This is a genomic window from Anaerolineales bacterium, assembly GCA_025808555.1.
Classification (GTDB): domain Bacteria; phylum Chloroflexota; class Anaerolineae; order Anaerolineales; family UBA11579; genus JAMCZK01.
On record CP075526.1, the window covers coordinates 731,750 to 755,288 of the forward strand.

General features: G+C 63.1%; 24 protein-coding genes. 12 read left to right on the forward strand and 12 right to left on the reverse strand.

Features of this window, described 5'->3' with window-relative positions; genetic code table 11:
* Positions 1-7 precede the first annotated feature (7 nt).
* Both KIT08_03890 and KIT08_03895 read right to left on the reverse strand, forming a co-directional pair.
* Positions 8-919, reverse strand: coding sequence for a class I SAM-dependent methyltransferase (locus KIT08_03890; protein UYN90387.1), 912 nt, complete (start codon positions 917-919; stop codon positions 8-10).
* A 1-nt stretch (position 920) separates the two neighbouring features.
* A complete protein-coding gene (locus KIT08_03895; GenBank protein ID UYN90388.1) occupies positions 921-1,409 on the reverse strand; it encodes an HIT domain-containing protein in 489 nt (162 codons plus the stop codon).
* A 133-nt stretch (positions 1,410-1,542) separates the two neighbouring features.
* Here KIT08_03895 and xseA point away from each other — a divergent pair, with 133 nt between their 5' ends.
* Genes xseA through KIT08_03910 form a run of 3 tightly spaced genes read left to right on the forward strand, consistent with a single transcriptional unit; the run spans position 1,543 to position 3,703 of the window.
* Positions 1,543-2,700, forward strand: a complete 1,158-nt coding sequence (xseA, locus tag KIT08_03900) for an exodeoxyribonuclease VII large subunit (GenBank protein UYN90389.1) — start codon at positions 1,543-1,545, stop codon at positions 2,698-2,700.
* Entirely contained in the window at positions 2,700-2,924 is a 225-nt protein-coding gene (locus tag KIT08_03905) for an exodeoxyribonuclease VII small subunit (protein UYN90390.1), read from the forward strand. Before xseA ends, KIT08_03905 begins: the two co-directional genes overlap by 1 nt.
* Complete coding sequence (locus KIT08_03910; protein ID UYN90391.1) at positions 2,921-3,703, forward strand: DUF2071 domain-containing protein; 783 nt, start codon at positions 2,921-2,923, stop codon at positions 3,701-3,703. The genes KIT08_03905 and KIT08_03910 overlap by 4 nt, the downstream gene beginning before the upstream one ends.
* Before the next feature lie 273 nt (positions 3,704-3,976).
* On the opposite strand, the gene KIT08_03915 is transcribed toward KIT08_03910, so the two are convergent.
* The gene (locus KIT08_03915) at positions 3,977-4,336 is read right to left on the reverse strand and encodes an MmcQ/YjbR family DNA-binding protein (protein ID UYN90780.1); all 360 of its coding nucleotides are present in this window, start codon (positions 4,334-4,336) and stop codon (positions 3,977-3,979) included.
* On the reverse strand, positions 4,337-5,143 hold the full coding sequence (locus KIT08_03920; GenBank protein UYN90392.1) for a TlyA family RNA methyltransferase: 807 nt from the start codon (positions 5,141-5,143) through the stop codon (positions 4,337-4,339).
* A gap of 63 nt (positions 5,144-5,206) precedes the next feature.
* Between KIT08_03920 and KIT08_03925 the strand changes: the two genes are divergently transcribed.
* The 5 genes from KIT08_03925 to greA are packed head-to-tail and all read left to right on the forward strand — an operon-like array spanning position 5,207 to position 9,487.
* A complete protein-coding gene (locus KIT08_03925) occupies positions 5,207-6,070 on the forward strand; it encodes a decaprenyl-phosphate phosphoribosyltransferase (GenBank protein ID UYN90393.1) in 864 nt (287 codons plus the stop codon).
* Positions 6,071-6,072: 2 nt separating this feature from the next.
* The gene (gene mvk / locus KIT08_03930) at positions 6,073-7,011 is read left to right on the forward strand and encodes a mevalonate kinase (GenBank protein UYN90394.1); all 939 of its coding nucleotides are present in this window, start codon (positions 6,073-6,075) and stop codon (positions 7,009-7,011) included.
* Positions 7,008-7,808, forward strand: coding sequence for an isopentenyl phosphate kinase family protein (locus KIT08_03935; protein UYN90395.1), 801 nt, complete (start codon positions 7,008-7,010; stop codon positions 7,806-7,808). The genes mvk and KIT08_03935 overlap by 4 nt, the downstream gene beginning before the upstream one ends.
* A 57-nt stretch (positions 7,809-7,865) precedes the next feature.
* Positions 7,866-9,020, forward strand: coding sequence for a deoxyguanosinetriphosphate triphosphohydrolase (locus KIT08_03940; protein UYN90396.1), 1,155 nt, complete (start codon positions 7,866-7,868; stop codon positions 9,018-9,020).
* Positions 9,017-9,487 carry a transcription elongation factor GreA gene (gene greA / locus KIT08_03945; protein UYN90397.1) on the forward strand — a complete coding sequence of 157 codons (471 nt, stop codon included), beginning with the start codon at positions 9,017-9,019 and terminating at the stop codon, positions 9,485-9,487. Before KIT08_03940 ends, greA begins: the two co-directional genes overlap by 4 nt.
* Positions 9,488-9,664: 177 nt before the next feature.
* Here greA and KIT08_03950 read toward each other — a convergent pair whose 3' ends face one another.
* The 7 genes from KIT08_03950 to rpsP form a co-directional block, all read right to left on the reverse strand.
* The gene (locus KIT08_03950) at positions 9,665-10,750 is read right to left on the reverse strand and encodes a hypothetical protein (protein UYN90398.1); all 1,086 of its coding nucleotides are present in this window, start codon (positions 10,748-10,750) and stop codon (positions 9,665-9,667) included.
* Between the two features lie 236 nt (positions 10,751-10,986).
* Positions 10,987-13,278 (reverse strand): type I DNA topoisomerase, encoded by a 2,292-nt coding sequence (topA, locus tag KIT08_03955; protein ID UYN90781.1) that lies wholly within the window; start codon positions 13,276-13,278, stop codon positions 10,987-10,989.
* A gap of 68 nt (positions 13,279-13,346) precedes the next feature.
* Entirely contained in the window at positions 13,347-14,456 is a 1,110-nt protein-coding gene (locus KIT08_03960; GenBank protein ID UYN90399.1) for a mannose-1-phosphate guanylyltransferase, read from the reverse strand.
* Positions 14,449-15,576 carry a DNA-processing protein DprA gene (dprA, locus tag KIT08_03965; GenBank protein ID UYN90400.1) on the reverse strand — a complete coding sequence of 376 codons (1,128 nt, stop codon included), beginning with the start codon at positions 15,574-15,576 and terminating at the stop codon, positions 14,449-14,451. Before dprA ends, KIT08_03960 begins: the two co-directional genes overlap by 8 nt.
* 39 nt (positions 15,577-15,615) lie before the next feature.
* Positions 15,616-16,230: a 16S rRNA processing protein RimM gene (rimM, locus tag KIT08_03970; GenBank protein ID UYN90401.1), complete on the reverse strand. Its 615-nt coding sequence runs from the start codon at positions 16,228-16,230 to the stop codon at positions 15,616-15,618.
* Positions 16,227-16,463, reverse strand: coding sequence for a KH domain-containing protein (locus KIT08_03975; GenBank protein ID UYN90402.1), 237 nt, complete (start codon positions 16,461-16,463; stop codon positions 16,227-16,229). Before KIT08_03975 ends, rimM begins: the two co-directional genes overlap by 4 nt.
* Positions 16,464-16,471: 8 nt before the next feature.
* On the reverse strand, positions 16,472-17,029 hold the full coding sequence (gene rpsP / locus KIT08_03980) for a 30S ribosomal protein S16 (GenBank protein UYN90403.1): 558 nt from the start codon (positions 17,027-17,029) through the stop codon (positions 16,472-16,474).
* A gap of 245 nt (positions 17,030-17,274) precedes the next feature.
* Here rpsP and KIT08_03985 point away from each other — a divergent pair, with 245 nt between their 5' ends.
* Entirely contained in the window at positions 17,275-18,129 is an 855-nt protein-coding gene (locus tag KIT08_03985; GenBank protein ID UYN90404.1) for a DegV family protein, read from the forward strand.
* Positions 18,130-18,204: 75 nt separating this feature from the next.
* On the opposite strand, the gene KIT08_03990 is transcribed toward KIT08_03985, so the two are convergent.
* Complete coding sequence (locus KIT08_03990; protein UYN90405.1) at positions 18,205-19,509, reverse strand: thymidine phosphorylase; 1,305 nt, start codon at positions 19,507-19,509, stop codon at positions 18,205-18,207.
* A gap of 126 nt (positions 19,510-19,635) precedes the next feature.
* Between KIT08_03990 and KIT08_03995 the strand changes: the two genes are divergently transcribed.
* The 3 genes from KIT08_03995 (at position 19,636) to KIT08_04005 (ending at position 23,477) form a co-directional block, all read left to right on the forward strand.
* Positions 19,636-22,863 carry a hypothetical protein gene (locus KIT08_03995; GenBank protein ID UYN90406.1) on the forward strand — a complete coding sequence of 1,076 codons (3,228 nt, stop codon included), beginning with the start codon at positions 19,636-19,638 and terminating at the stop codon, positions 22,861-22,863.
* Between the two features lie 149 nt (positions 22,864-23,012).
* Positions 23,013-23,210, forward strand: a complete 198-nt coding sequence (locus KIT08_04000) for a hypothetical protein (protein ID UYN90407.1) — start codon at positions 23,013-23,015, stop codon at positions 23,208-23,210.
* 51 nt (positions 23,211-23,261) lie between these two features.
* Positions 23,262-23,477 (forward strand): hypothetical protein, encoded by a 216-nt coding sequence (locus tag KIT08_04005; protein ID UYN90408.1) that lies wholly within the window; start codon positions 23,262-23,264, stop codon positions 23,475-23,477.
* The last annotated feature ends 62 nt before the right edge of the window (positions 23,478-23,539 follow it).

The following is a 23,539-nucleotide window of genomic DNA, read 5'->3' on the forward strand; positions in this document are numbered from 1 at the left end:
AACCATCCTATGGGTTGGGCTTGCGTGCGATGAATGTGAACGAACCGCTGGTGGAAAGTTGGCGATAGGCCTCGCTGGCGCGCTCGGAGCGAGTGAAAGCATACCCCAGCCACCACCACAGGCGATGGAGCGCCTGCAGCGGCGCCACCAGCAGGCGGCTTAGCCAGCCGGGCGCCATGCGGAACAGCGCCATGGCGCCGATGGCCTGCAAGGCCTGCCAATCGGGGGACGGGCTGACCGCCTGCACCTCAAAGCCCGCGTTGTGCAACGTATTATAAGTTGCCAGGTGGCTGTGGTGGTAGAAGCTGTCGTTGTGGAAGGGCTCCATAAATGAGACGGTGCCGATGAGGACGCCGCCGGGCTGCAGGCAGCGAAAGGCCTCCTGCATCATCACGAAGGGAAACTGGATGTGCTCCAGCACGGCGATGCTGAGGATGAACTCGAAGCTATTGTCTGCAAACGGCAGGGCGTGGCCATCGCCGCGGATCGGGGCTTCAGGCAGAACGTAATCCAACCCGACCCATTCGTAGCCGAAGGCCTCGGCGACCTCACGGTGGATGCCATCACCACAGCCGAGGTCGAGCATGAGCGCATCCTTAGCGCGGGCGCGGGGGAAGTGGCTGACCAGCGTGCGGGTGAGATGCCAGGGAATATCGAGAGCGGCAAGGTCGAGGGCCGGGCTGGGATTAGGACGCAGCGGCTCGAAGGCAAAACCGGCCGGCACGGGCGCGCCGCCCAGGGTGAACTTCACCGTCTCCGGTTTGGGGCGCTGCAGGCGCAGGTCCAGCTGGCCATTGGCGTCGGCCGGGTACTGCAGGCCGCACTGCGTGCAGCCTGCCCCACCCGCCTGAGGACGCAGCGGTGAGCCACAGATGGGGCAGACGAGGGTGGCCCACACCCGTTCAGAGATCGTATGCATGCTACGGAGTTGCTTTCCAGGCCGCCTTCAGGCGCGCCCAGGTGTCTTCCAGCGTTTCAGGCAGCACGCGGGTGCTGCCGACGGTGGAGGTGAAGTTGGTATCGCCGGCCCAGCGCGGCACGATGTGCAGATGCAGATGCTCGGCGATGCCTGCGCCGGCCGCGGCGCCCAAGTTGGCGCCCAGGTTGAAACCCTGCGGGCCGTATTCGGCCTCCAGGGCGGTGATGGCCTGGGTCTGCAGCTCCATCATTTCGGCACGGGCGAAGGCGGCGAGCTCGTCCAGGCGGGCGGCGTGGGCCAGCGGCAGCACCATCAGGTGGCCGCTGGTGTACGGGTAGCGGTTGAGCATGACGAAGGCATGCTGGCCGCGATGGAGGATGAGATTATCGGCGCTGTCGGCCTCGGCCAGCGCCTGGCAAAACACGCAGGCATCTGCGTCTGGCTTGCGCTCGATGTAGGGCTTCCGCCAGGGGGAAAAGAGGCGCTGCATGGGATGAATTGTAGCAGTGTCAAGTGAACAGGTAACAGTCCACAGTTGACAGGAGGCACGCCCAACAGAGCAATTCCTTGACGCAGCCACTGCGCGGCTTGACGTGCCAACGGGCGGCAAGTATCCTGCACGCATGCAGCAGATGGGCATGTTCTCCCCCGAACCCAAGACGATCACGGTAACCGAGCTGACGCGTGGCCTGCGCCGGGCGATCGAGTCAGTGGATGTGTTCCAGAACCTGTGGGTGCAGGGCGAAGTATCCAATTTTTCGCGCCCGCAATCCGGGCATTGGTATTTCACCCTGAAGGACCGCGACGCGGCCCTGCCGTGCGTGATGTGGCGCAGCACGGCTGAACTGCAGGCCCAAATCCCAAAAAATGGCGACAGCATCGAAGTGCACGGCGGGCTGAGCATTTACGAAGCCCAGGGGCGTTACCAGCTGTATGTGGACGAGATCCGCTCGGCCGGGGCGGGCACGCTGTACCAGAAATTTGTTGAGCTCAAGAACAAGCTGGAAGCCGAGGGCCTGTTCGAGCGCCGGCGCAGCCTGCCGCCCTGGCCGCGGCGCATCGGCATCGTCACTTCGGCCACCGGGGCGGCGCTGCAGGATGTGCTGCATACGCTGGAGCGCCGCTACCCGTTGGCCGAGGTGGTGCTGGCTCCGGCCCAGGTGCAAGGGCCGAGCGCGGCCATGTTGGTGGCGGATGCCTTGGGCATGCTGGACCAGTTCGCCCAGCCCGACCTGATCCTGCTGGTGCGCGGCGGCGGCTCGCTGGAGGACCTGGCGGCTTTCAACAGTGAAATTCTGGCGCGCGCCATCGTGCGCACCCGCGCCGTGGTGGTAAGCGGCGTGGGCCATGAAACCGATGTGACGATTGCCGACTTTGCGGCCGACCTGCGCGCCCCCACCCCCACCGCCGCAGCCGAGCTGGCCACGCCGGATGTGCAGGAACTGCGCGGCCAGCTGGCCGCCCTGCGCAGCCGCCTGGTGCGCCAGACGCCGCTGGCCAAGATCAACCGGGCGCGCCAACAACTGGACGAGTTGAGCCTGCGCGGCGGCCGCGCCCTGGCGCAGCGTGCCCGCCTGCTGCGGGCAGAGCTGAGCAGCCAAACGGCTCGGCTGGAAGCGCTGAGCCCGCTAGCGGTGCTGCAACGCGGCTACGCCGTGGTGCGCAGCGCCGAGGGCCAATTGGTGAGCGATGCCGGCAACGTGCAGGCCGGCGACAAGCTGACGGTGCGCGTGCAACGCGGCAGCATCAATGTAGAAGTAAAAGAGACGAAGGAAGACTAATGGCCAAGCCCAAAGAGATCAGCAGCCTGAGCTATGACCAGGCCTTGGAAGAGCTTGATAGCATTGTGCAGCAATTGGAAGCCGAAGTGGGCGACCTGGACGCGGCCCTGGCGCTGTACGAGCGCGGCCAGGCGCTGAGCCAGCATTGCAGCACGCTGCTGGAGCAAGCCGAACTGCGCGTGCAGCAGCTGGGCGCCGACGGCGAGCTTAAGCCGCTGGAATGATGCAGCCACTGCGCTTCATGGATGCGGCGCGGCCCAAGCCGCAGCCACGCGGCGTTGACGTGGTCAGCACCCTGTTGCATTTCTCCATCATCACCTATGCCGTGCCGTCTGAGCGCCTGCGCCCGCTGGTGCACGAGCGCTTTGAGCTGCTGACGGTTGAGGTGGACGGCGAGCAATGTGCCCTGGTGTCAGTAGTGCCATTTCAAGAGCTGGATTTCCGGCTGGCGGCCTACCCCTCCCCACAATTCCGTTTCGGGCAGACCAATTACCGCGTGTATGTGACCGACCGCAGCACGGGCCAGCCCTGTGTATGGTTCCTGGGCAGCCTGCTGGACTCGCTGACGGTGGTGATCCCCCGCTATCTATGGAAGCTACCCTGGCACCACGGGCGGATGCACTTTGACTGCGCGCTGGGGGCAGATGGGCGCTACGAACGCTACGCCATCACAACGCGCTCAGCCTGGGGCGGCGCAGTGCTTAAGCTGCGGCAGGCCTTTAGTCTGCCGCAGCAGCATGCCGGCTTCCCGGACGAGGAGACGGCCATGGTGTATCTAACACACCCGCTCAACGGCTACTACCACCGCCGTGACGGCAAGCTAGGCAGCTACAGCATCTGGCACGACCGACTGGAGATGCAGGCGGCCGAGGTGGTGGAGGCGCGCTTTGAGGCGCTGGAGCGGCTGGGGGTGGCCAGTTTTGAGGAGCAGCGCAGACCGTACAGCGCGTTGGTTCAGGCGCAGACGGAGTTCACGATCTACTTGCCGCCGGGGTTGGCGTAGAGGCTACGGCGGCGCGATAAAACGAAGAGCTTCAAGCTTTCTTTTTTCAGGGGCGCTGCCCCTGTGACCCCGCAGGGGGAACCTACGCTACGCTGGAGTTGGTTCCCCTGGCCCCTCCGCAAACGCTCAGTCTGGGATCTGCAACCATAGAAGACGGCGGCGACGATGGCCTCGAAGACCTGGATATTGATCTTGACCTGGATTTCTGGGGTCCCGCGTCGTACGTGAGCTCGTGCTGCTTGTTACAAGCTCACTTTTGAACAGGCTGCTGGCTTAACCTAATTTTGATCGGAGCGCTTTGGGCAGGCTGGCAATGACGAGAGCGTAGGAATGATCGATCATTTCGCGCAGGACATCATCGGGCAAGCCTTCGCCTACCACGACCGTGTTCCAATGCTTTTTGTTCATGTGATAACCCGGGCGCACCCACTGGGGATAGGCGGCGCGGAGAGCTAGGGCATCTTCAGGATCGCACTTGAGATTCAGGGTCAGCTGCTCCTCGCCCTCGCCGATGAGGCCGAACATCTTGCCGCCCACTTTGAGCACACGCGCCCCAGGGCCAAACGGATAGCTGTCGCTGGCGCCAGGTTTCTTGAGGAAATATAGGCCAGCACGCCGGCGTGAGTTTGCAATTTAGCCATCGGTGTCCTCCTGAGGCGTACCGGCCAAGACCACATCGAGGTCTATGCTGTGAGCAACGATTTCCTCAGAAACGGAAGCCGTTGCCCACAGCAAAAACTCCACGTTGCCTTTGGGGCCAAGCACGGGCGAGCGCAGCAGACCGCGTACCGTCAGCCCCCGTTCGGCGACAAAATCGAGCATATCCTGCAGCACGCGGCGGTGGACGGCGGCGTCACGGATCACGCCTTTGCCGCGGGCCACTTCCTTCTTGCCCGCCTCGAACTGGGGCTTGATGAGCGCGACCACCTGTCCACCGGGCTTAAGCCAGTGTTGGAAAACGGGCAGCAGGGTCTTAAGCGAGATGAACGAAGCATCGACCACCACGCCATCTACCAATTCAGGCAGGGCGACTACGTTGCGGGCATTGGTCTCTTCCATTACAACGACGCGCGGATCCTGGCGCAGTTGCCAGTGCAGCTGGCCCTTGCCCACATCGATGGCGTAGACCTTGGCCGCGCCGCGCTGGAGTAAACAATCGGTGAAGCCGCCAGTGGAGGCGCCGACATCCGCCGCCACCCAGCCGGCCACATCGATGGCGAAGCCGTCCAGCGCAGCTTGCAGCTTCTCGCCGCCGCGCGAGACGAAGGGCGGCCGTGCGGCCAGCTCGAGGGCAGCATCCTCCGCCAGCAGCTGGCCGGGTTTATCCACGATCTGGCCGTTGAGGCGCACCTGGCCGGCCATGAGCAAGCGCTGGGCCTGGCTGCGAGTCTCAGCCAGGCCGCGCTTCACCAGCAGCAGATCGGCGCGTTGTTTGGGCATGACTTGATTTTATAGCACTGCCAACTATGGCAACGCCACAGTTGGCAGTGTATGATTCGTAGCATGCTGCTCGCTTTGCTAAAAAACATGCGCCCGAAGCAATGGGCCAAGAACGTTTTGCTGTTTGCGGGGCTGGTGTTCGACCGTCAGCTGACCCAGCTGGGCCCGCTGAAGCAAACCCTGCTCGGTTTCGTGTTCTTCTGCCTGCTCAGCAGCAGCGTGTATCTGATCAACGACATCATGGACCTGGAGGCGGACCGCCGCCACCCGGTCAAGAAGAAACGCCCGCTGGCATCCGGCGCGCTGCCGCTGCCGCTGGCGATGGGCGCGGCGGGGGTCTGCATGCTGGCAGCGCTGCTGGGCGGCTTCTGGCTCTCGCCTGCGTTCGGCATCATCTGCGTGATTTACCTGGCGCTCAACTTTGCTTACTCCCGCTGGCTCAAGCACATCGCCATCATTGATGTGATCGTGCTGGCCATGTTCTACGTGCTGCGGGTGGCGGCCGGCGTGACCCTGATCGATGTGGTGCGCTTCTCTCCGTGGCTGTATGTATTCACCACCTTCTTTGCGCTGTTCCTCGGTATTGGCAAACGCCGGGCAGAGATCACCGCCAAGGGTGGCGCCCATACCCGAAAAGTTCTGGCGGGTTATACCCAGGAGTTCCTTGACCAGTTGCTGCTGATCGTGCTGAGCCTGGCGATCCTGACCTACAGCCTGTACACCTTCTCGGCTCCGAACCTGCCTGACAATCACAGCATGATGCTGACGATCCCCTTCGTGCTGTATGGCTTCTTTCGTTATTTATATCTAGTGCAGGTCAAACACTCTGGCGAAGCGCCAGAGGAGATCCTGTTCTCCGACCGCCCGCTGCAAATTGACCTGGTGCTGTGGGCGTTGACCGTGTTGCTGGTCTTCTATATCTCGTGAGCATGCCGGCAGGCACCGGGGCGGCCCCCGGCAAAGTGATCTTATTTGGCGAGCACGCCGCCGTGTACGGGCAGCCCGCCATCGCCGTGCCGGTGCAGCAGGTGACGGCCCGCGCCCTGGTGCGCCCGCTGTTCAATGCGCCCAGCGGGCGCATCCGCATCCTGGCCCCCGAAGTGGGCTTCGAAGCCGACCTGAGCGAGATGGACGCGCAGCACCCGCTGGCGGCGGCCGTGCGCTTCACGCTGGAGGCGATGGGCGTGGAGCACCCGCTGGCAGTCACCATTCGGATCAGCTCCACCATCCCGGTGGCGGCGGGGCTGGGCTCCGGCGCGGCGGTCAGCGTGGCCATCGCCCGGGCGCTGTCTGGCTTTCTGGGCCATCCGCTGAATGATGAGCAGGTCAGCGCGGTGGCGTTCGAGGTCGAGAAGATCCACCACGGCACTCCGTCCGGCATCGATAACACCGTCATCACCTATAACCGGCCGGTGTATTTCATTAAGGGCCAGCCGTTGCAAACCTTCACGCTGGGCGCGCCGCTGAACTTGGTGATCGCCGACACGGGCATCCCCAGCCCAACCAAAGTGACGGTGGGCGATGTGCGCGCCAGTTGGGAAGCTGAACCCGAACGCTATGACGCGTTGTTTGCTGAAATTGGCGCGATCGCCAAAACAGCCCGTGGCGCGCTGGAGCGCGGCGAACTGGCCACACTCGGCGAACTGATGAACCGCAACCACAGCCTGCTGCAAGACCTGGGCGTATCCAGCCCCGAGCTGGACAGCCTGGTGGCGGCGGCCCGCGCCGCCGGCGCGCTGGGCGCCAAGCTCTCCGGCGGCGGGCGCGGCGGCAACATGGTGGCGCTGACCAACGGCGACCCGGCCGCGCTGCAAAGCCAGCTGCACGCAGCAGGCGCCCGCAGTAGCCTGCACACGGTGGTGGTATGAGCGAGCTGGTCTTCCTCAAACTGGGCGGTTCGTTGATCACGGACAAGCACACCGAGGCCATGCTGCGCCCGGAGCTGGTGCGACGGATTGTGGAGGAGATTGCCGCAGCGCGCCAAGCCAGCCCCGATCTGCAAATTGTGCTCGGGCACGGCTCCGGCTCGTTTGGGCATGTGCCGGCCAAGAAATTTGGCACGCGCCAGGGCGTGCGCACGCCGAAGCAGTGGCGCGGGTTTGTGGAGGTATGGCGCTATGCCAGCGCGCTCAACCAGGCGGTGATGGGAGCGCTGGCCGCGGTGAGTGACCAGCCGGCCGTAGCGTTTGCGCCGGTGAGCAGCGTGCTGGCCGCCGGCGGCCGCGTACAGCATTGGAACCTGGAACCGCTGCGCCGCGCCCTGGCCTCGGGCCTGCTGCCGGTGGTGTATGGTGACGTGATATTTGATATGGAGCTCGGCGGCACGATCTTCTCGACCGAGGACCTGTTCGTGCATCTGGCCGCCGAGCTGCGGCCTGCACGCATTCTGCTGGCGGGCAGCGACGCCGGCGTGTATGACCGCTACCCGGACGGCGAAGTGGTGGGGCGCATCACACCCGCCAGTTATGCCAACCTGGCGGCGCTGCCGGGAGCATCGGCGGCCACGGACGTGACCGGCGGCATGGCCAGCAAGGTGGAGAGCATGCTGAGCATCGTGCAGGCCCAGCCCGAATGCACGGTGAGCATTTTTTCGGGGATTGAAGAGGGCAACATTCGCAACGCGTTGCTGGGCAAAATGCTCGGCACCACGCTGGCAGCGCAGTAATTGCCCTGCGTTTCTCTCGTTGACAGTCCCATAGCCATCAACTAGACTTTTCATACGATGATCATTACGCGCCAACTACTCGAACAGTACGAGGACCAGACACTGGCTCCATACGGGATGCGCAGCCGCGACAGCAAGGGCCGCGAATACCCCGACAAGGAACCGGAGTATCGCACTGCATTCCAGCGCGATCGTGACCGCATCATTCACACCACAGCATTCCGCCGCCTGGAGTACAAGACGCAAGTCTTCAACAATTTTGAGGGCGACTACTTCCGCACGCGCTTGACCCATACACTCGAAGTGGCCCAAGTGGGCCGCACCATCGCGCGGGCGCTGGGCGCCAACGAGGATCTGATCGAGGCGATCTGCCTGGCGCACGACCTGGGGCACGCTGCCTTCGGCCACTCCGGCGAAGCCACGCTCAACGAGCTGCTCAAGGACCACGGCGGCTACGATCACAACAAACAGTCCTTCCGCATCGTCACCAAGCTGGAGCGCCGCTTTCCCAACTGGCCCGGGCTCAACCTGACCTGGGAAGTGCGCGAGGGCATCGTCAAGCACGAGACCGAATACGACGTCTCGGATGCGACCGACTTCAACCCGGAGCTGCGCGGCAACCTGGAAGCGCAGATTGCCAACATTGCCGATGAGCTGGCCTACACCACCCATGACCTGGATGATGGTTTGCGCTCGGGCATGATCCACCACGAAATGTTCGGCGATCTGGGCCTGTGGAAGATGGTGATCGAGAGCGTGGGCTGGGACGGCAAGGGCGAGATGAGCGAACTGCTGCGCCACCAGATCATCCGCCGCCTGGTGGGCATCCTGATCAGTGATGTGGTCGAAGCCACCAATGCCCGCATCGAGGCCAGCGGGGCGCAGAGCGCGCTGGCCATCCAGCAATTGGACGCGAATGTGATAGGCTATAGCGATTCATTGCTCCCACTCAACAAAGAACTGAAGACCTTTTTGTTCAAGAACCTGTACAACCACCCTCGGGTGCGCGGCATGGCCGAGCACGCCCGCAACGCGCTCATCACCATCTACCGCGCCTATGTGGCCAAGCCGGAGATGCTGCCGCCTGACTTCCAGGCGGCCATCCCCAGCCGCGGCCTGGAGCGGGCCGTGTGTGATTACATTGCCGGCATGACCGATCGGTTTGCCGAGCAGGAGAACAACCGACTGAAGGGAAGTACTGGCTTGCCATGAGCTCACACGAGTTTTATCTGACCCCCGAAGGCATCGAGAAGCTCAAGGCCGAGCTGGCTGAGCTGAGCGGCCCGCGCCGCACGGAGTTGGCCCAACGCCTGCGCACCGCCATCCAGCAGGGCGACCTGTCTGAGAATGCGGACTACTCCAAGGCCAAGGAAGACCAGGCCTTTCTGGAAGGCCGCATTCAGGAGATCAATGCCATTCTGGGTAATGCGGTCCTGATCACGGAGCAAAGCAACCCGGACGGCGTGATCGGCATCGGCTCGACGGTGACGCTGAAGGAAAAGGGGCGCGAGCCGGTCAGGTACTTCCTGGTGGGCGCGCAGGAGGCTGACCCGCGCAATGGCAAGATCTCGAACGAGTCACCGATCGGCAAGGCGCTGCTGGGCCATAAGGCCGGCGACAAGATAGAGGCGCACACCCCGGCGGGGGCTTTAGTGTTTGAAGTGGTGAGTGTGGAGTAGTTGACAGTAGACAGACGGCAGTTGACAGAAACCTACCCCGATTGAGTTATTCACAAACAGACTCATATCTTCCCTTCTCCCACTGGGAGAGGGCGCGAGCCAGCGGGGTGAGGAAGTCTGCAAACAAAAAGCCAGCTTTCGCTGGCTTTTTTCTGTCTACTGTTGTCTGTGCACTGTTTACTGCTTCGACCAGACGGCCAATTCGAGCGTGACGCGCTCGAAGAAGCTGTCCTCAGGCAGGGCGCCTTCGCCGTATTGCATATCCACCACGCGGGCGACCATTTGGAGGGTAGCGGTCTCGAGCACCATCTCGACGCCGGGGCTGCACAGCGCCGGCTCGCCCTTGGCGGAGAGGCGGGCGCGGGCCGCATCATCGCGGAAGACGTGGCTACTCATCAGCACCTTGGTGACGGTTTGGATGTCATTCTTATCGAACAGCCAGATCTCAAAGGCGGTCACGCGCTTGGGTGTGCCCACGCCGATCGTCTCGGCGATGCCAACGCCGCATTCGCCCATGAACTCGCCGGCTGGCGAATCGATGCTGAACGAGTCGTCGAAGAGGTCATCGCCCACGTGATACGTGGTCATCCATTGCGAGAGCGGCAGCGCATCCCCGCCGCCAGCATGCGGCAGCGGGCTGGCGGGCTGCATGCGGCCGCGCGGGCCAAAGGGCGAAGCGCTGCCGGCTGCCGCCTGCCGGCGCTTCCACAGGGTGATGCCGCCGAACGCGACGGCGATGGCGATCATCAGGCCGCACATCATGGTCAGCCAGTTGCGCGCGTTCTGCAACGGCGCGCCGGCGGCGGGCTGGGTAGGCTGCGGAGTCGGCTGACCGTCTGCGGGGGTTTGCGGGTCAGCCGTGGTGAGCTGGCCCAGCATGGATTGGAAATGGGCGATGGTATCGATGCTCTGGCTGCCGGGGGCGGCGGCAACGGCCGCCATGGTGGAGTCGACTGCGGCGCCGAGCGCCGTCAGGCGCTCACGCGCCGCGGCTTCGTCGGGGTTCAGGGTGTAGGAGTCGATGACGGCGCGCAGGTAGCTCTGCTGGTAGTCGGCGCGCAGCTGTTCCGGATTGCCGTCAACGAATTCGACGGGGTAGAGCCACCAGCCGATGACCAGCCAGCCGAAGAGCAGGCCGGCAATGCCAGCCACGATGGCCAAGGTGCGGGGTTGGCGCAGGCTGGCGAGTAGTTGCGCCGGGTTGAAAGCCGCCCTGCGGAGCGGGGCGGGCTCATTCGTTTGAGGTTCTGGGTCGTAGTCCATTAGGGTTGGATTCTAGAGGAGCGGGCACGAATACGCAACTGGTCTAGGCAATCTGAAAGGCAAGGTCATTCCGAACCCGAGCGCAGCGAGTGGTGAGGAATCCTTTAGTGCATTGCCAAACCAGAGTAACTTTTTTGGCCTAAAGGATTCCTCCTCGGCCTTTGGCCTCGTTCGGAATGACAGGGGGTGTTTTAGCCAGCCGTCATTGCGAGCGCATTCCTCGCAATGACAGAAGCCTAAGCTGCCTGGCCTTCGGCCTCTTCCTTCTGCACATCATCCAGCGGGAATTGCGTTTCGCAGGTCATGCACTGGGCAAAGTTCTTGTTGGCGATGACCAGCGTGCCGCCGCAGCTGGGGCACGGCGTAGGCAGCGGGCGCTTCCACGAGGTGAACTCGCAGGCCGGGTAATTGGCGCAGCCGTAGAAGATGCGGCCCTTGCGGGTGCGGCGTTCAACGACATCGCCGCCATCCAGCGGGCAGGTGACGCCGATCTTCTCGAGCCAGGGCTCGGTGTGGCGGCAATCCGGGAAGCGTTCGCAGCCGATGAACTTGCCGTAGCGCCCCCAGCGGATGATGAGCTGGCCCTGGTTGCAGGTGGGACACTCGCGGCCGATGTATTCCGGCCCGGCTTTGGATTCGGGCATTTCCAGCTTGGCCTTCTCCACCGTCTCAGAGAAGGGCTCGTAAAAGTCGCTAAGGACGCGCACCCAGTTGGCATCGCCGGCGGCGATCTTGTCCAGGTTGGCTTCCATCTCGGCGGTGAAGTTGAAATCCACAATGTCGGGGAAGTGCTCGGTGATGAGGTCATTGACCAGCAGTCCCGTCTCGGTGGGGATGAAGCGCTTGTCCTCACGCACCACATAGCCGCGCTGCTGCAGCGTGTTGAGCGTGGGCGCATAGGTGGACGGGCGGCCGATGCCGTACTCTTCCAGCGCTTTGACCAGCGAGGCATCGCTGAAGCGCGGCGGCGGCTGGGTGAAATGCTGTAACGGCAACAGCTCAAGGAGCTTTTGCGCTTGACCCTCAGCCAGGTCCGGCGGGATAGGCGAGTCGTCCTCGCCTTCGGCCTTGACGGTCTCGTCCTTGGCCTCTTCGTAGACGGCCAGATAGCCGGGGAATTGCAGGATGGAGCCTGAGGCGCGTAGCAGGTACTCGTTGGTGCCCTGGCCCACAACGCGCACCGAGATGGTGTCGTAGACAGCCGGCACCATCTGCGAGGCGAGGAAGCGCTGCCAGACCAGCTGGTACAGGCGGAACTGGTCACGGCTGAGGAAGTCTTTGACCTGGGCTGGGGTGCGCATGGCCGATGTGGGACGCACAGCTTCATGCGCTTCCTGGGCGCCCTTGGCGCGGGTCTTGTACTCGGGCGCCTGCTCCGGCAGGTAGCTGGCGCCGTGCACGCTGGTGACGTACTCGCGTGCCTCTTGCTGGGCCAGCGGCGAGATATAGGTCGAGTCGGTACGCATATAGGTGATGAGGCCGGTGGTCTCGCCCTGCCCCAGGTCAATGCCTTCGTACAGTTGCTGGGCGATGGCCATGGTGCGCTTGGCGGTGTAGCCTAGCTTGCGCGAAGCCTCTTGCTGCAGGGTGCTGGTGGTGAAAGGCGCGGGCGGCTTGCGGCGGCGCTGGCCGCGCTTGATCTCACGGATGGCGTAGCTGGCGGTCTGCATATCGGCCAGCAGCGGGTCGACCTTTTCCTTGGCGCCCAGGTCGGGCTCCTCGCCGTTGACATCGGCCAGTTTGGCGACGAAGGTGTTCTGGCTGCCTTCGGGCTGTAGCTTGGCTTCGATGGACCAATATTCCACTGGAACAAAGGCGTCGATCTCGCGCTCGCGCTCGACGATGAGACGCAGGGCGACAGACTGCACGCGCCCGGCCGAGAGGCGGTTGCGCACCTTGGTCCACAGGATGGGGCTGAGGTTGTAGCCCACCAGGCGGTCGAGCACGCGGCGGGTTTGCTGGGCGTCGACCAGGTTCATGTTGATATCGCGCGGCTGACCGAAGGCCTCCTCGATGGCGGGCTTGGTGATCTCATGGAAGACGACGCGCTTGGCACGCGCCGGGTCGATCTCGGCCGCTTCGATGAGGTGCCAGGCGATGGCTTCGCCTTCGCGATCAGGATCGGTGGCGAGGAAGATCTCCTCGGCCTTGGCAGCCTCGGCCTTGAGGCCCTTGACCACCTTGCGCTTCTCGTTGGGGATGCGGTACTTGGGCGCGAAGCTGTTCTCCACATCCACCGAGAGCTGCGAACGCAGCAGGTCACGCACATGGCCAACCGAGGCTTCGACGCGGTAGCCGTTGCCGAGGTAGCGACCTACGGTGCGGGCCTTGGCGGGCGACTCGACGATGACCAGGCGGCCCTTGCGCTTGGCGTCCTGGCGCTCCTGCTTGGTGGGCTTGACCGGTGCAGCGATGCCCTCATGCGCGGGGGTGCGGCCCATGCGGAACAGGGTAGTGCCGCACACGCCGCAGGTGCCGCGCGTGCCCGGCGCCCCGCTGGCCGTGTACTCCGGCTGCGGGTTCACCATCTCACGCTTGGTCTTACACTTCACACAATATGCTTCCAAACAAACACCTCTAATGAATAAGTTCTAACCTACAGGTAACGCTGCAAGCCTTTTTCTTTCAAGGCTTCAATGACCTGGCGCACATCCTGAGCGCGCTCACGGCTGCAAATTAATAGCACATCTCCGGTATCTACGACCACCAGATCCTTGACGCCAACGGTAACGATGAGACGCTCGGCTGTGTTGCTGGCGCCGTGCACGAGTGAATTGTGGCTGTCGAGATCATGGTGGTGCGGGTGCAGGGCCAGGTTGCCGTTGCCGTCCGCCGGCAGCACTTCAAAGAGCGAAGTCCACGAGCCGACATCGTTCCAGGCCAATTCCTTGGCGGGGATGACGGCCACGTTGGCGGCATGCTCCATAACGCCGTAGTCGATCGTCTGGGCCGCAATGCGCGGCCATTCATGCGCGATCACGTCTGCATAGTCGGCAGAGCCCATGGCGGCGGCCACTTTTTCAAGCGTGGCATGCAGATCGGGCATCTGCTCGGCAAACTCCTGCATGATGCGCGCAATGCTCCAGATGAACATGCCAGAATTCCAGGCGTGGTCACCGGCGGCCAGCATACCCTCCGCTTCCGGCTGGCTGGGTTTTTCTTTGAATCGCTTAACCTTGTGAGCCACAAAGCCGCCGAACTCGCCCAGGCTGTCACCCATTTGGATGTAGCCATATTGCGTAGCGGCGAAGGTGGGCTCAATGCCCAGCGTCACCAGCGGCCCGGTCTGCGCCAGGGCCACGGCGGCTTCCAGGTAACGATGGAAGCCGGCTTCGTTGGCGATGTAGTGGTCAGCGGTGAGCACGATCATCACCGCCTGCGGGTCACGCGCACCCAGGGCGGCGGCCGCCAGCCCGATGGCCGCGGCGGTGCCGCGCGGCTGCGGCTCGAGAATGTAATTCTCAGCGGGCAGCTCGGGCGCGTGGGTCTTGAGCTCGGCGGCCTGCTGCTGGCTGGTGACCACCAGGATGCGCTCGGGCGGCAGCAGCGCCCGCAGGCGCTGCACCGCGATCTGGAACAGGCTGCGCTCCTCGATCAGGGTGAGCATTTGCTTGGGCTTGGATTGGCGCGAGAGCGGCCACAGGCGTGTGCCGCCGCCGCCGGCCATGATGACCGCGTATGCATGCTGCAATGGAGTCTCAGCCATAACTGGCTCCCAGCTCGCGGGCGGCCACATAGGCCATGCCGCCCACATGCCGCACCAGGCCTTTGAGTTCCATAAGCGTAAGGGTAGAGGACACCTGCGCAATGGGCAAGGCGGCGCGGGCGCCGATCTCGTTCAGGTGCAGGGGCTCAGCGCCCAGCACACTATACAGAGCAGCTTCAGTGGCGTCAGCCGGCAGGGCCTGGCGCGCGTCTTTGTTCAGATCCATCGTTTCCAGGTTCAATACCTTCAATAGAGTTTCAAATTGCAGCAGCGGGTGCGCCCCGCGCTCGATCAGCAGGTTGCAGCCTTTGCTTTGCGGGGCGTAGATCGGGCCGGGCACGGCGAACACCTCGCGTCCCTGCTCGGCGGCAAAGCCGGCCGTGATCAGCGCCCCGCTGCGCTCGCCTGCCTCGATCACCACCACGGCCTGCGCCAGGCCGGAGATGATGCGGTTGCGCGGCGGAAAGTTGGCCGAGTCCGGCGGGGTGCCGAGCGCATAATCGCTCAGCACGGCGCCGCGCTGGGTCATCTCGTCTGCCAGGCGGTGATGAGCGACGGGATAGATGCTATCCAACCCATGCGCCACCACGCCCAGCGTGCGCCCGCCAGCCCGCAGGGCCGCGGTATGAGCGAAGCTATCCACACCTTTGGCCAGCCCGCTCACCACGGTGATGCCGCGCTGGGCCAGGAAGCTGGCCAGTTCCTCGGCCACCTGGCGGCCGTAAGTCGTTACCTGGCGGCTGCCAACGATCGCCACCGCCCACTCATCTTCGGGCAGCAGGTCACCACGCAGGTAGAGCACGGGTGGCGCCTGCTCCAACTCCCGCAGACGGCGCGGGTATTCGTCATCTTCCCACACCAGGGCGCGCACGCCGTGAGCGGCCAGCTGAGCCGGGATATGCTCCAACTGCAGGGTCTGGCGCGCCTGCACCAGCCCGGCGGTAGCGGCGGGCGGCAAACCGGCGGCCTGCCACTGGGCCGGCGTTGCGGCCCAGGCGGCCTTAGCGCTGCCGAAGGCAGCCAGCAGCCTGCGGAAGCGCACCGCCCCCACATTCTTTACGCTGGTGAGCGCGATGCGGCTCAGGCGTTCAGCGTCCATGTACGTATTCATGTCGGGCATTCAAAACGGCGACCAGAATACCACATGCGCTTTGCAGGCTTATGAGGACGAGGCTTCCGCGGGCGGGTCTGGCAGCAGGCCGGGCAGCAGGTGCACATGCATTCGTTTGTTGGCCAGGTCTACATCTGTTACCACCTCGCGGATGGCAGGCAGCAGCACTTCGCCATAGCGTTCGGAGCGCACGATATAGACGTCATTGGCGCCGGTCTCCAACACCTGGGTCAGCGTGCCCAGCTCTTCGCCGGCATCGCTCACCACCGTCAGGCCCATGAGCTGGTGGCGGTAGTACTGGCCGGGCGGCAGCGGCGGGCTGTCCTCCACGCGGGAGAACAGAGGCGCGTTGCGCAGATGCTCGATGGCATTTCGGTCAGGGAATTCTTCGAAGGACAGCAGCAAGCCGCCGTCCACAGGGCGCTGGGTGCGGATGGTGACCGGCGTGTGCTCGGCACCCAGGAACAGCTTCAGGCCGGGCTGCAAACGCTCAGGGAAGTCGGTTTCGATGGACACCTGGGCTTCACCGCGCAGGCCATGCGGGCGGCGCAAAATGCCCACCAATACAAAGTCAGGCTCGCGGAATTCCGCTGAGCCTGACTGGGAGGGCTTGCCTTGGTTTGCCTTGCGGCGTTGGCTGGCTTGTTGTCTGCGCGAGGTCAATCAGGTTCCGAAATGTGCAGCGTGGCGCGCTTGCCATCCTGCGAAGCGGCCACTTGCAGCAGCAGGCGAATGGCATTGGCCACGCGCCCGTTGCGGCCAATGATACGACCCATGTCTTCTTTGCCAACCAGTAAAGAGAGCTCGGTGCCCTCGCCGCGACGGCGTTGGCTCACGCGCACCTGGGTGGGGTCATCCACCAAGGCGCCAGCGATGTATTCGACGAGCTCTTTCATGCGTGTTTTTACTCAGCAGCAGGAGCGTCAGCCGCAGGAGCTTCTTCTGCCGGAGCAGCGGGGGCTTCGGCAGCGGGGGCTTCGGCGGCTTCAGCAGCCGGGGCCTCAGCGGCCGGCGCTTCAGCAACTGGAGCTTCAGCTACGGCTTCGGCGGCAGGGGCTGCGGCTGCCGGAGCAGCAGCCGGGGCCGGGGCAGCCTTCTTGCGGCTGCTGGTGGCCGGAGCCGGGAAGCTGGTGCGGCCATCCGCATTGCGGATCTTGGCCGCGGCGTCAGCCTCGGCCAGCAGGGTCTCCAGGCTTTCGCCGGCCTTGAAGCGCTCATAGCGCGCCATCAGGCCCGCCTGCTGGAACACCTGCTGGGCGGATTCGCTGGGCTGGGCGCCATTGCTGATCCAGTGGTAAATGCGATCTTCCTGCAACGCGATGGTGGCAGGCTTGGTGCGCGGGTTGTAAGAACCCAGCACCTCGATGAAACGGCCTTTGGCCGGGCTTTCTTTGTCGGCCGCCACGATGCGGAAGCTAGCCTGATTGTGGCCGCCAACGCGGCGCAGTCTAATACGTACCATCTAAAAAACAAGCTCCTCGAATATTCTTTAAAAGCGGGAATTGCCCGCGATTTTGCTTGCCCGGAGGTTGACTCCAAACAGCGGGTGATTGTAGCCGCTCTGGGGTGGGCGGTCAAGAGCAGCCCAGCCGGCGCAAGGCGCAAATTGCCGGCGCTCTCTTGTCCGCTTTTCAGGTTTCCACTACACTATAGGCTCATCCCCCGGTGCCGCCCGGCACAATGAATCATCCTCGAGGAGAGAGACGAATGGCCAAAGTAGCGATTATTACGGACAGTACCACCTACCTTCCCAAGGAACTAAGCGAGGGCCTGAACATCAATATTGTGCCCACCGTAGTGATCTGGGATGGCAAAGAACTGCGTGATGGCGTAGATATCCAGCCCGGCGAGTTTTACGAACGCCTGGCGAAGGCTGAGACCATGCCCACGACCTCGCAGCCCTCGCCGGCTGCCTTCAAGGACATGTACGAGAAGCTGCAAAAGGATGGCTATACCGACATCCTCGGCCTGTTCGTATCCGCCAAGCTGTCGGGCACGATTGCCTCGGCCAACCAGGCCAAAGACCTGGTGAGCGGGCTGAACATCGAAGTGATGGACGGCCACTCGGCCTCCATGGGCACCGGTTGGGCCCTGCTGGAGGCCGCCAAGGCCGCCAAAGCCGGCAAGTCTCTCAAAGAGTGCGCTGACATCGCCAAGAAGGCCGGCGAGCAGACCGGCCTGCTGCTGCTGGTCGACACGCTGGAGTTCCTGCACCGCGGCGGCCGCATCGGCGGCGGCGCCCGCTTCCTGGGCACCGCGCTAAACCTGAAGCCGATCCTGGAAGTGCAGGACGGCCGCCTGGAGCCGCGCGAGCGCGTGCGCACCAAGGCCAAAGCCTTGGCCCGCATTCTGGACCTGGTGGACGAGCGCATCGGCGGCCGCACGCCGCTGCACCTGGCGGTGGTGCACGCCAACGCCGAGGCTGACGCCAAGGCCCTGCTAGACGAAGCCAAGACCCGCTTCAAGCCGGACATGACCGCCCTGACCGCGGTGAGCCCTTCGGTGGGCACGCACACCGGCCCCGGCACCTTGGGCGTAGCCTTCATGGCGGGATACAAATAGTCGACAGGTTACAGTCAAGAGCTAATAAAAAACCTGCGCACATGCGCAGGTTTTTTTGTCGCAACACTTCTAACGTTACTTCACAACGCCATAGGAATGACGCAAGCGCTTTACCTTCTTGGCAGACCACTTGTGGGCGGCCAGCACGCGTGTGCGCGCCGCGGCCAACGAGTCTTTTGAATTGGCGTGCAGCACGAACAGCGGCTCGCCCTTCTTCACGCGGTCGCCGACTTTGTGCAGCACCACAATGCCCACGGCAGGGTCGATCGTATCGCCCTTCTTGGCGCGCCCGGCGCCCATCTCCACTGAGGTCTCGCCCACGATCTGGGCATCGATCCATTTGATATACGCGCTCTTGGGCGCGGGCACTTCTTCAATGAAAGGCGCAGCCGGCAGCTTGTCTGGCTGGTCCACATAGCTCACATCGCCGCCCTGGGCGGCCACCAGCTTGCGGAAGCGCTCAAAAGCGCTGCCGTCTTGCAGCGTGGCCGCGGCTTTTTTGCGGGCGGCTTCCGGCGTGCTGGCCGCTTTGCCGAGCACCAGCAGGTGGCTGGCAATATCCAGGCAATGCTCGCAAAAATCCTGCGGCCCGCCGCCGTGCAGGGTTTCGATGGCTTCTTTGACCTCGAGGGCGTTGCCCACGGCGAAGCCGAGCGGCTGATTCATGTCGGAGAGCAGACACACCACTTTTCGATTGGCCAGCTTGCCAATCCGCACCATGATGGTCGCCAGCTTTTTGGCCGCAGGCAGCGTTTTCATGAACGCGCCAACGCCAACTTTCACATCCAGCACCATGCGCTGGGCGCCGGCGGCGATCTTCTTGCTCATGATCGACGAAGCGATCAGCGCCAGCGAGTCGACCGTGCCGGTCACATCCCGCAGGGCGTACATCTTGCCGTCGGCGGGGGCCAGCTTGCCGGTTTGCCCGGTGAGCACCAGTCCCAGACCCTTGAGTTGGGCCAAAAACTCTTCCTTGCTGAGGTCGGTGCGGTAGCCCGGAATGGACTCCATCTTGTCCAGCGTGCCGCCGCTGAAACCAAGGCCGCGGCCAGACATTTTGCCCACCCGCAGCCCGCAGGCCGAGACGATCGGCTCGACCACCAGGGTAGTCTTGTCGCCCACCCCACCGGTGGAATGCTTGTCCAGGGCAATATCCACGACCTGGCTCAGGTCCAGCACCTCGCCCGAATTGGCCATGGCCAGGGTCAGATCGGTCACCTCGCGGTCACTCATCCCGTTCAGCAGCACTGCCATGGCCCAGGCGCTGGCCTGGTAGTCAGTCACAGTGCCGTCCGTGAAACCACGTACAAAGAATTCGATCTCCTCGGTGGTCAGTTCCAGGCCATCACGCTTCTTTATGATCAGATCAACGGTTCGCATGTCACCTCGCCTGAAATTATACTGGCGGGTCTCATTAGTCCAAACGGCTGTTAAACCAGACTCAACATTCCCCCTGTCTTGCCCTACAATACTCTGGCAGCCAAAAGCTGGGCTGCCAGTCTGCTTATGACGATTGTTCTCACTAAAGTGCGGGCCCCGCAGCGGCGCAAAGACGTTTTGCGCCGCGTGCGGCTGGTGGATACGCTGCACCAGAACCTGCACCGCAAACTGACCTTTGTTTCGGCCCCCGCCGGCTACGGCAAAACCACCCTGCTGGTGGATTTTGCCGCGGATGTGGACGCCCACGTATGCTGGTACCGCATCGGGCCTGAGGATGGCGACCTGGTGCAGTTCGCCCAGCACATCGTAGCGGCCTTCCAGCAGGAGTTCCCCGGCTTCGGCAAAGCGCTCGAAGAGCGTCTGAACACCCCCGGAGCGCGGCCAGACGCCCCCAGCATTGCCACCGAGATCATCAATGCTGTGCAGGAACAGGTGCCGGATTTCAGCGTACTGGTGCTGGACGATTACCACCTGGCGGGCGAGAACCAGCAGATCGTCGATCTTCTCGAGAACCTGCTTGAGCATTTGCCAGACCATCTGCGCATCCTGATCGGCTCGCGCAGCGTATACGGCATCCCGGCCGCCAGCTTGTATATCCGTGACGAACTGGTCACCATCAGCGCGGATGAGCTGCGCTTCCGCGCCGATGAGCTGCAAAAGCTGGTGCTGCAGAACTACCGCATGCGCCTCTCGCAAGAAGAAGCCGAAGAGCTGGCCAAGCGGGCCGATGGCTGGATCGTGGCCCTATTGCTGGCCGTGCGCGCCATGAGCACCGGCGGCCTGCCGCGCTTCCTGGGCAATACCGAGCAGATCTATACCTACCTGGCTGAAGAAGTGGTCAGCCAGCAAAGCGAGGACCTGCGCGAGTTCATGCTGGGCGCCTCGATCTTTAGCGACTTTGCAGAAGCCCAGTGCAATTATGTGATGCGGCGTGAAGACTCGGGTGATATGCTGCGCGCCCTCGAGGAGCGCAACCTGTTCGTCAGCCGCACCGAAACGCGTGAAGGCAGCAGCTATCGCTTTCACCAGCTGTTCTCAGAATTCCTGCAGGATTATTTTGCCCGCCATAACCCCGCCCTGCTGGGCAGCCTGCACGCCCGCGCCGCCGATTGGCACTTCCAACGCCGGGAGTGGGAGAACGCCGTCCAGCACAAGTTCGCCTCAGGCGAAGTGCAGGCTGCCGCGGCGTGGATGGATTCCGCCGCTGAACATTTCTACACCACTGGCCGCCAGGCCCTGCTGGCGCGCTGGCTGGAAGACCTAGATAAGACGCCCGGCCTGCGCCAGCACGCGCCGCGCCTGATCCTGTACCAGGCCAAGTCACTGGGCAACCAAAGCCAGTTTGAAGCATGCCTCAAGCTGCTGGCCCAGGCCGAACCGATCCTGAAACAGCGCGGCGACGCCGAGTTGCTGGCCAATGCCTTTATCACCCGCGGCATGGTGTATCGCTTTACCGGCAAGCCCAAAGACGCGATAGACCTGGCCGAATCCGCGCAGGAGCTGCTGGCCGGTGAACTCAAGAACAGCCTGCAGTGGTACCAGGCAGAACGTTTGCGCGGCGTAGCGCTGCATCTGCTAGGTAAAACCGAAACTGGAATCGAACACATCAACATGGCAGTAGCGGGCTTACGCCAGCTGGCCGAGAAGACCTCTGAAACCATGCGCCCGGTCTATCTCTTCGACCTGGCGGAATGCCTCAATGACCTTGGACTGATCCATATCACCAGCGGGCAAATGCTCAGCGCCCAACAAGCCTTCGAGGAAGTGTTGGATATCCATGTCAGCATCCGAAGCAATCTGGGCGCCCTGGCTTCTGCTCGCAACAACATTGCCTACTTGCAACACCAGATCGGGCAACACCAGGCCTCATGGAAGCAGTACACCCAAGCACTTGCCTATGTGAAGGCCTCAGGCAGCGCGCGCGTACATATTGGCATCCTTAGCGGCCAGGGGGCTTTGTTGCTGGACGCAGGGGACCCGCTTGAAGCCCGGGTCTGCTTGCTGGCTGCGGTGGAAGTGGGTGAAGCCACAGGCGAGCTGCAGGAGCTGGTGCCAGTCTACGTAAGCATGGCGCGGGTCACCAGCGCCCTGGGCGACTACAACGAAGCCATGGCGTGGCTACGCAAAGCCGCCAGCCAGGCCGGCTCACGCTTCAGCCGCGCCGAGTATGCCCTGCACATGGGCTGGACCTATGCCAATATGCAGCAGCACGACCTGGCGCTGCAGCAGCTTGAGCTCGCCATGCAGAACTGGGGCGAGCAACCCCAGCAGGACCAGGTAACCGCTGCCTTCCTGCGCGCCTGCATTCTGTACGCCCAGGGCGAGGAAGCCGAGGCCGACCCGTTGTTGGCCTTGGCGCTGGAGGGTGCAGCGCGGCTGGGCTATCAGCAATTCCTCATTCCGCTGGCGCGGGATTGGCAAAACGCTCTGGGGCGCGCCCAGGCCAAATCTCCATCGCCCCAACTGGCGGACATCCTGGAGCAAGCCAGCCGCCCCAATTTCACCCGCAGCATGCTCGAAGGGACAGAAGAGGGAGCCACGACAGAACCGCAGCAGCTGGAAGTGCATACGCTGGGCGGCTCTGAGATCCGCCGCAATGGCGAAGTGCTGCCGGTCACGATCTGGCGCTCCACACGCGCCCGCTCACTCTTCATTTACATACTGGATCGCGGCCGGGTACGCAAGGATGCGATCGGCATCCACTTCTGGCCTGATTTCAGCCCCGGGAAGGTGAGCAGCAATTTCCACGCCACCCTGTGGCGCGTGCGCCAGGCGCTGGGCTTCAAAGACTCGATCGTCTTTGAAGATGAGCACTACTCGCTGCACCCCAGCATCCAAACCTGGTATGACGCCGCAGAGTTCGAGAACTACATGCGCATGGCCACCACCGCCGGGCTGGAGGAAGCCGAGCCAGCTGAGCAAGCCGAGATGCTGCGCCAGGCGCTACGCTTGTACCGCGGGCCTTATTTGGAAGATGTATATATGGAGTGGGCCGACGAACGCCGCGAGGAGCTGCGCAGCCTGTACCTGGGCGGGTTGGAACTGCTGGGCGATATTGAGGTCAGGGCCAAACGCTTCCGTGAGGCTCGTGAGATCTATGAGCGCATCGTAGCCAGCGACCCCTACCGTGATGAAGCCCATCTGGCCCTCATGAAGAGCATGGCCGATTCAGGGGCTACATCTGCTGCCATCCTGCACTACAAGGAATACCAGAAACTACTACGCAAGGAGCTGAACGCCGAGCCGATCGAGGCTCTGAAAACCTACTACCAGCAGCTGACCATTAGTGTCTAGGCAAGGAAATTGCATCTTACAAGCAAGAAATTACGGGAAAAGCTACTCGATTTGGGTGGCTTTTTTTGACCCATGCTCATAGCTGCGTTCATAGGCCGCTTTATACAATGCGGCCAATCTAATCAAAAAGAAATAGGAGATTTACAAACATGACCAAGAAATTTGCTTTCGCTCATCCCGTCGGCGGTGGTATCGGCACCGCCCCCCAAAGCAACCATCCTGTTGGCGGCGGCATCGGCACTGGCCCCGGCCTGTCCCACCACCCCGTCGGCGGCGGTATCGGCACCGCTCCCCAAGGCAACCATCCTGTTGGCGGCGGCATCGGCACTGGCCCCACCACTCTGTAAATTTGTAACCACCTTAATCGAACTAACAGTACTCGCCTTAGGAGACCTACAATGTCCAAGCTGAAACTGAACGCTATCGCAACTCTCGCTTTGGTAGACCAGGATTTCAAAGCTGCTGTTCTGAGCGGCCGTCTGCAGGAAAAGTTGGGCGCCTTCCAGCTGAACGAGGAAGAAATGCGCGCCATCACGGCCATCCAGGCGATGGATCTGGACCAGTTCATGCGCCGCCTCGGCTCGCTGATCCAGACCTCGGCGGCTGTACACTAAGAAGCTCTAGCATTACTTTGGGATAGCTGCCCTACTCCCGGCAGCAAGCACCGTTCCCTTAA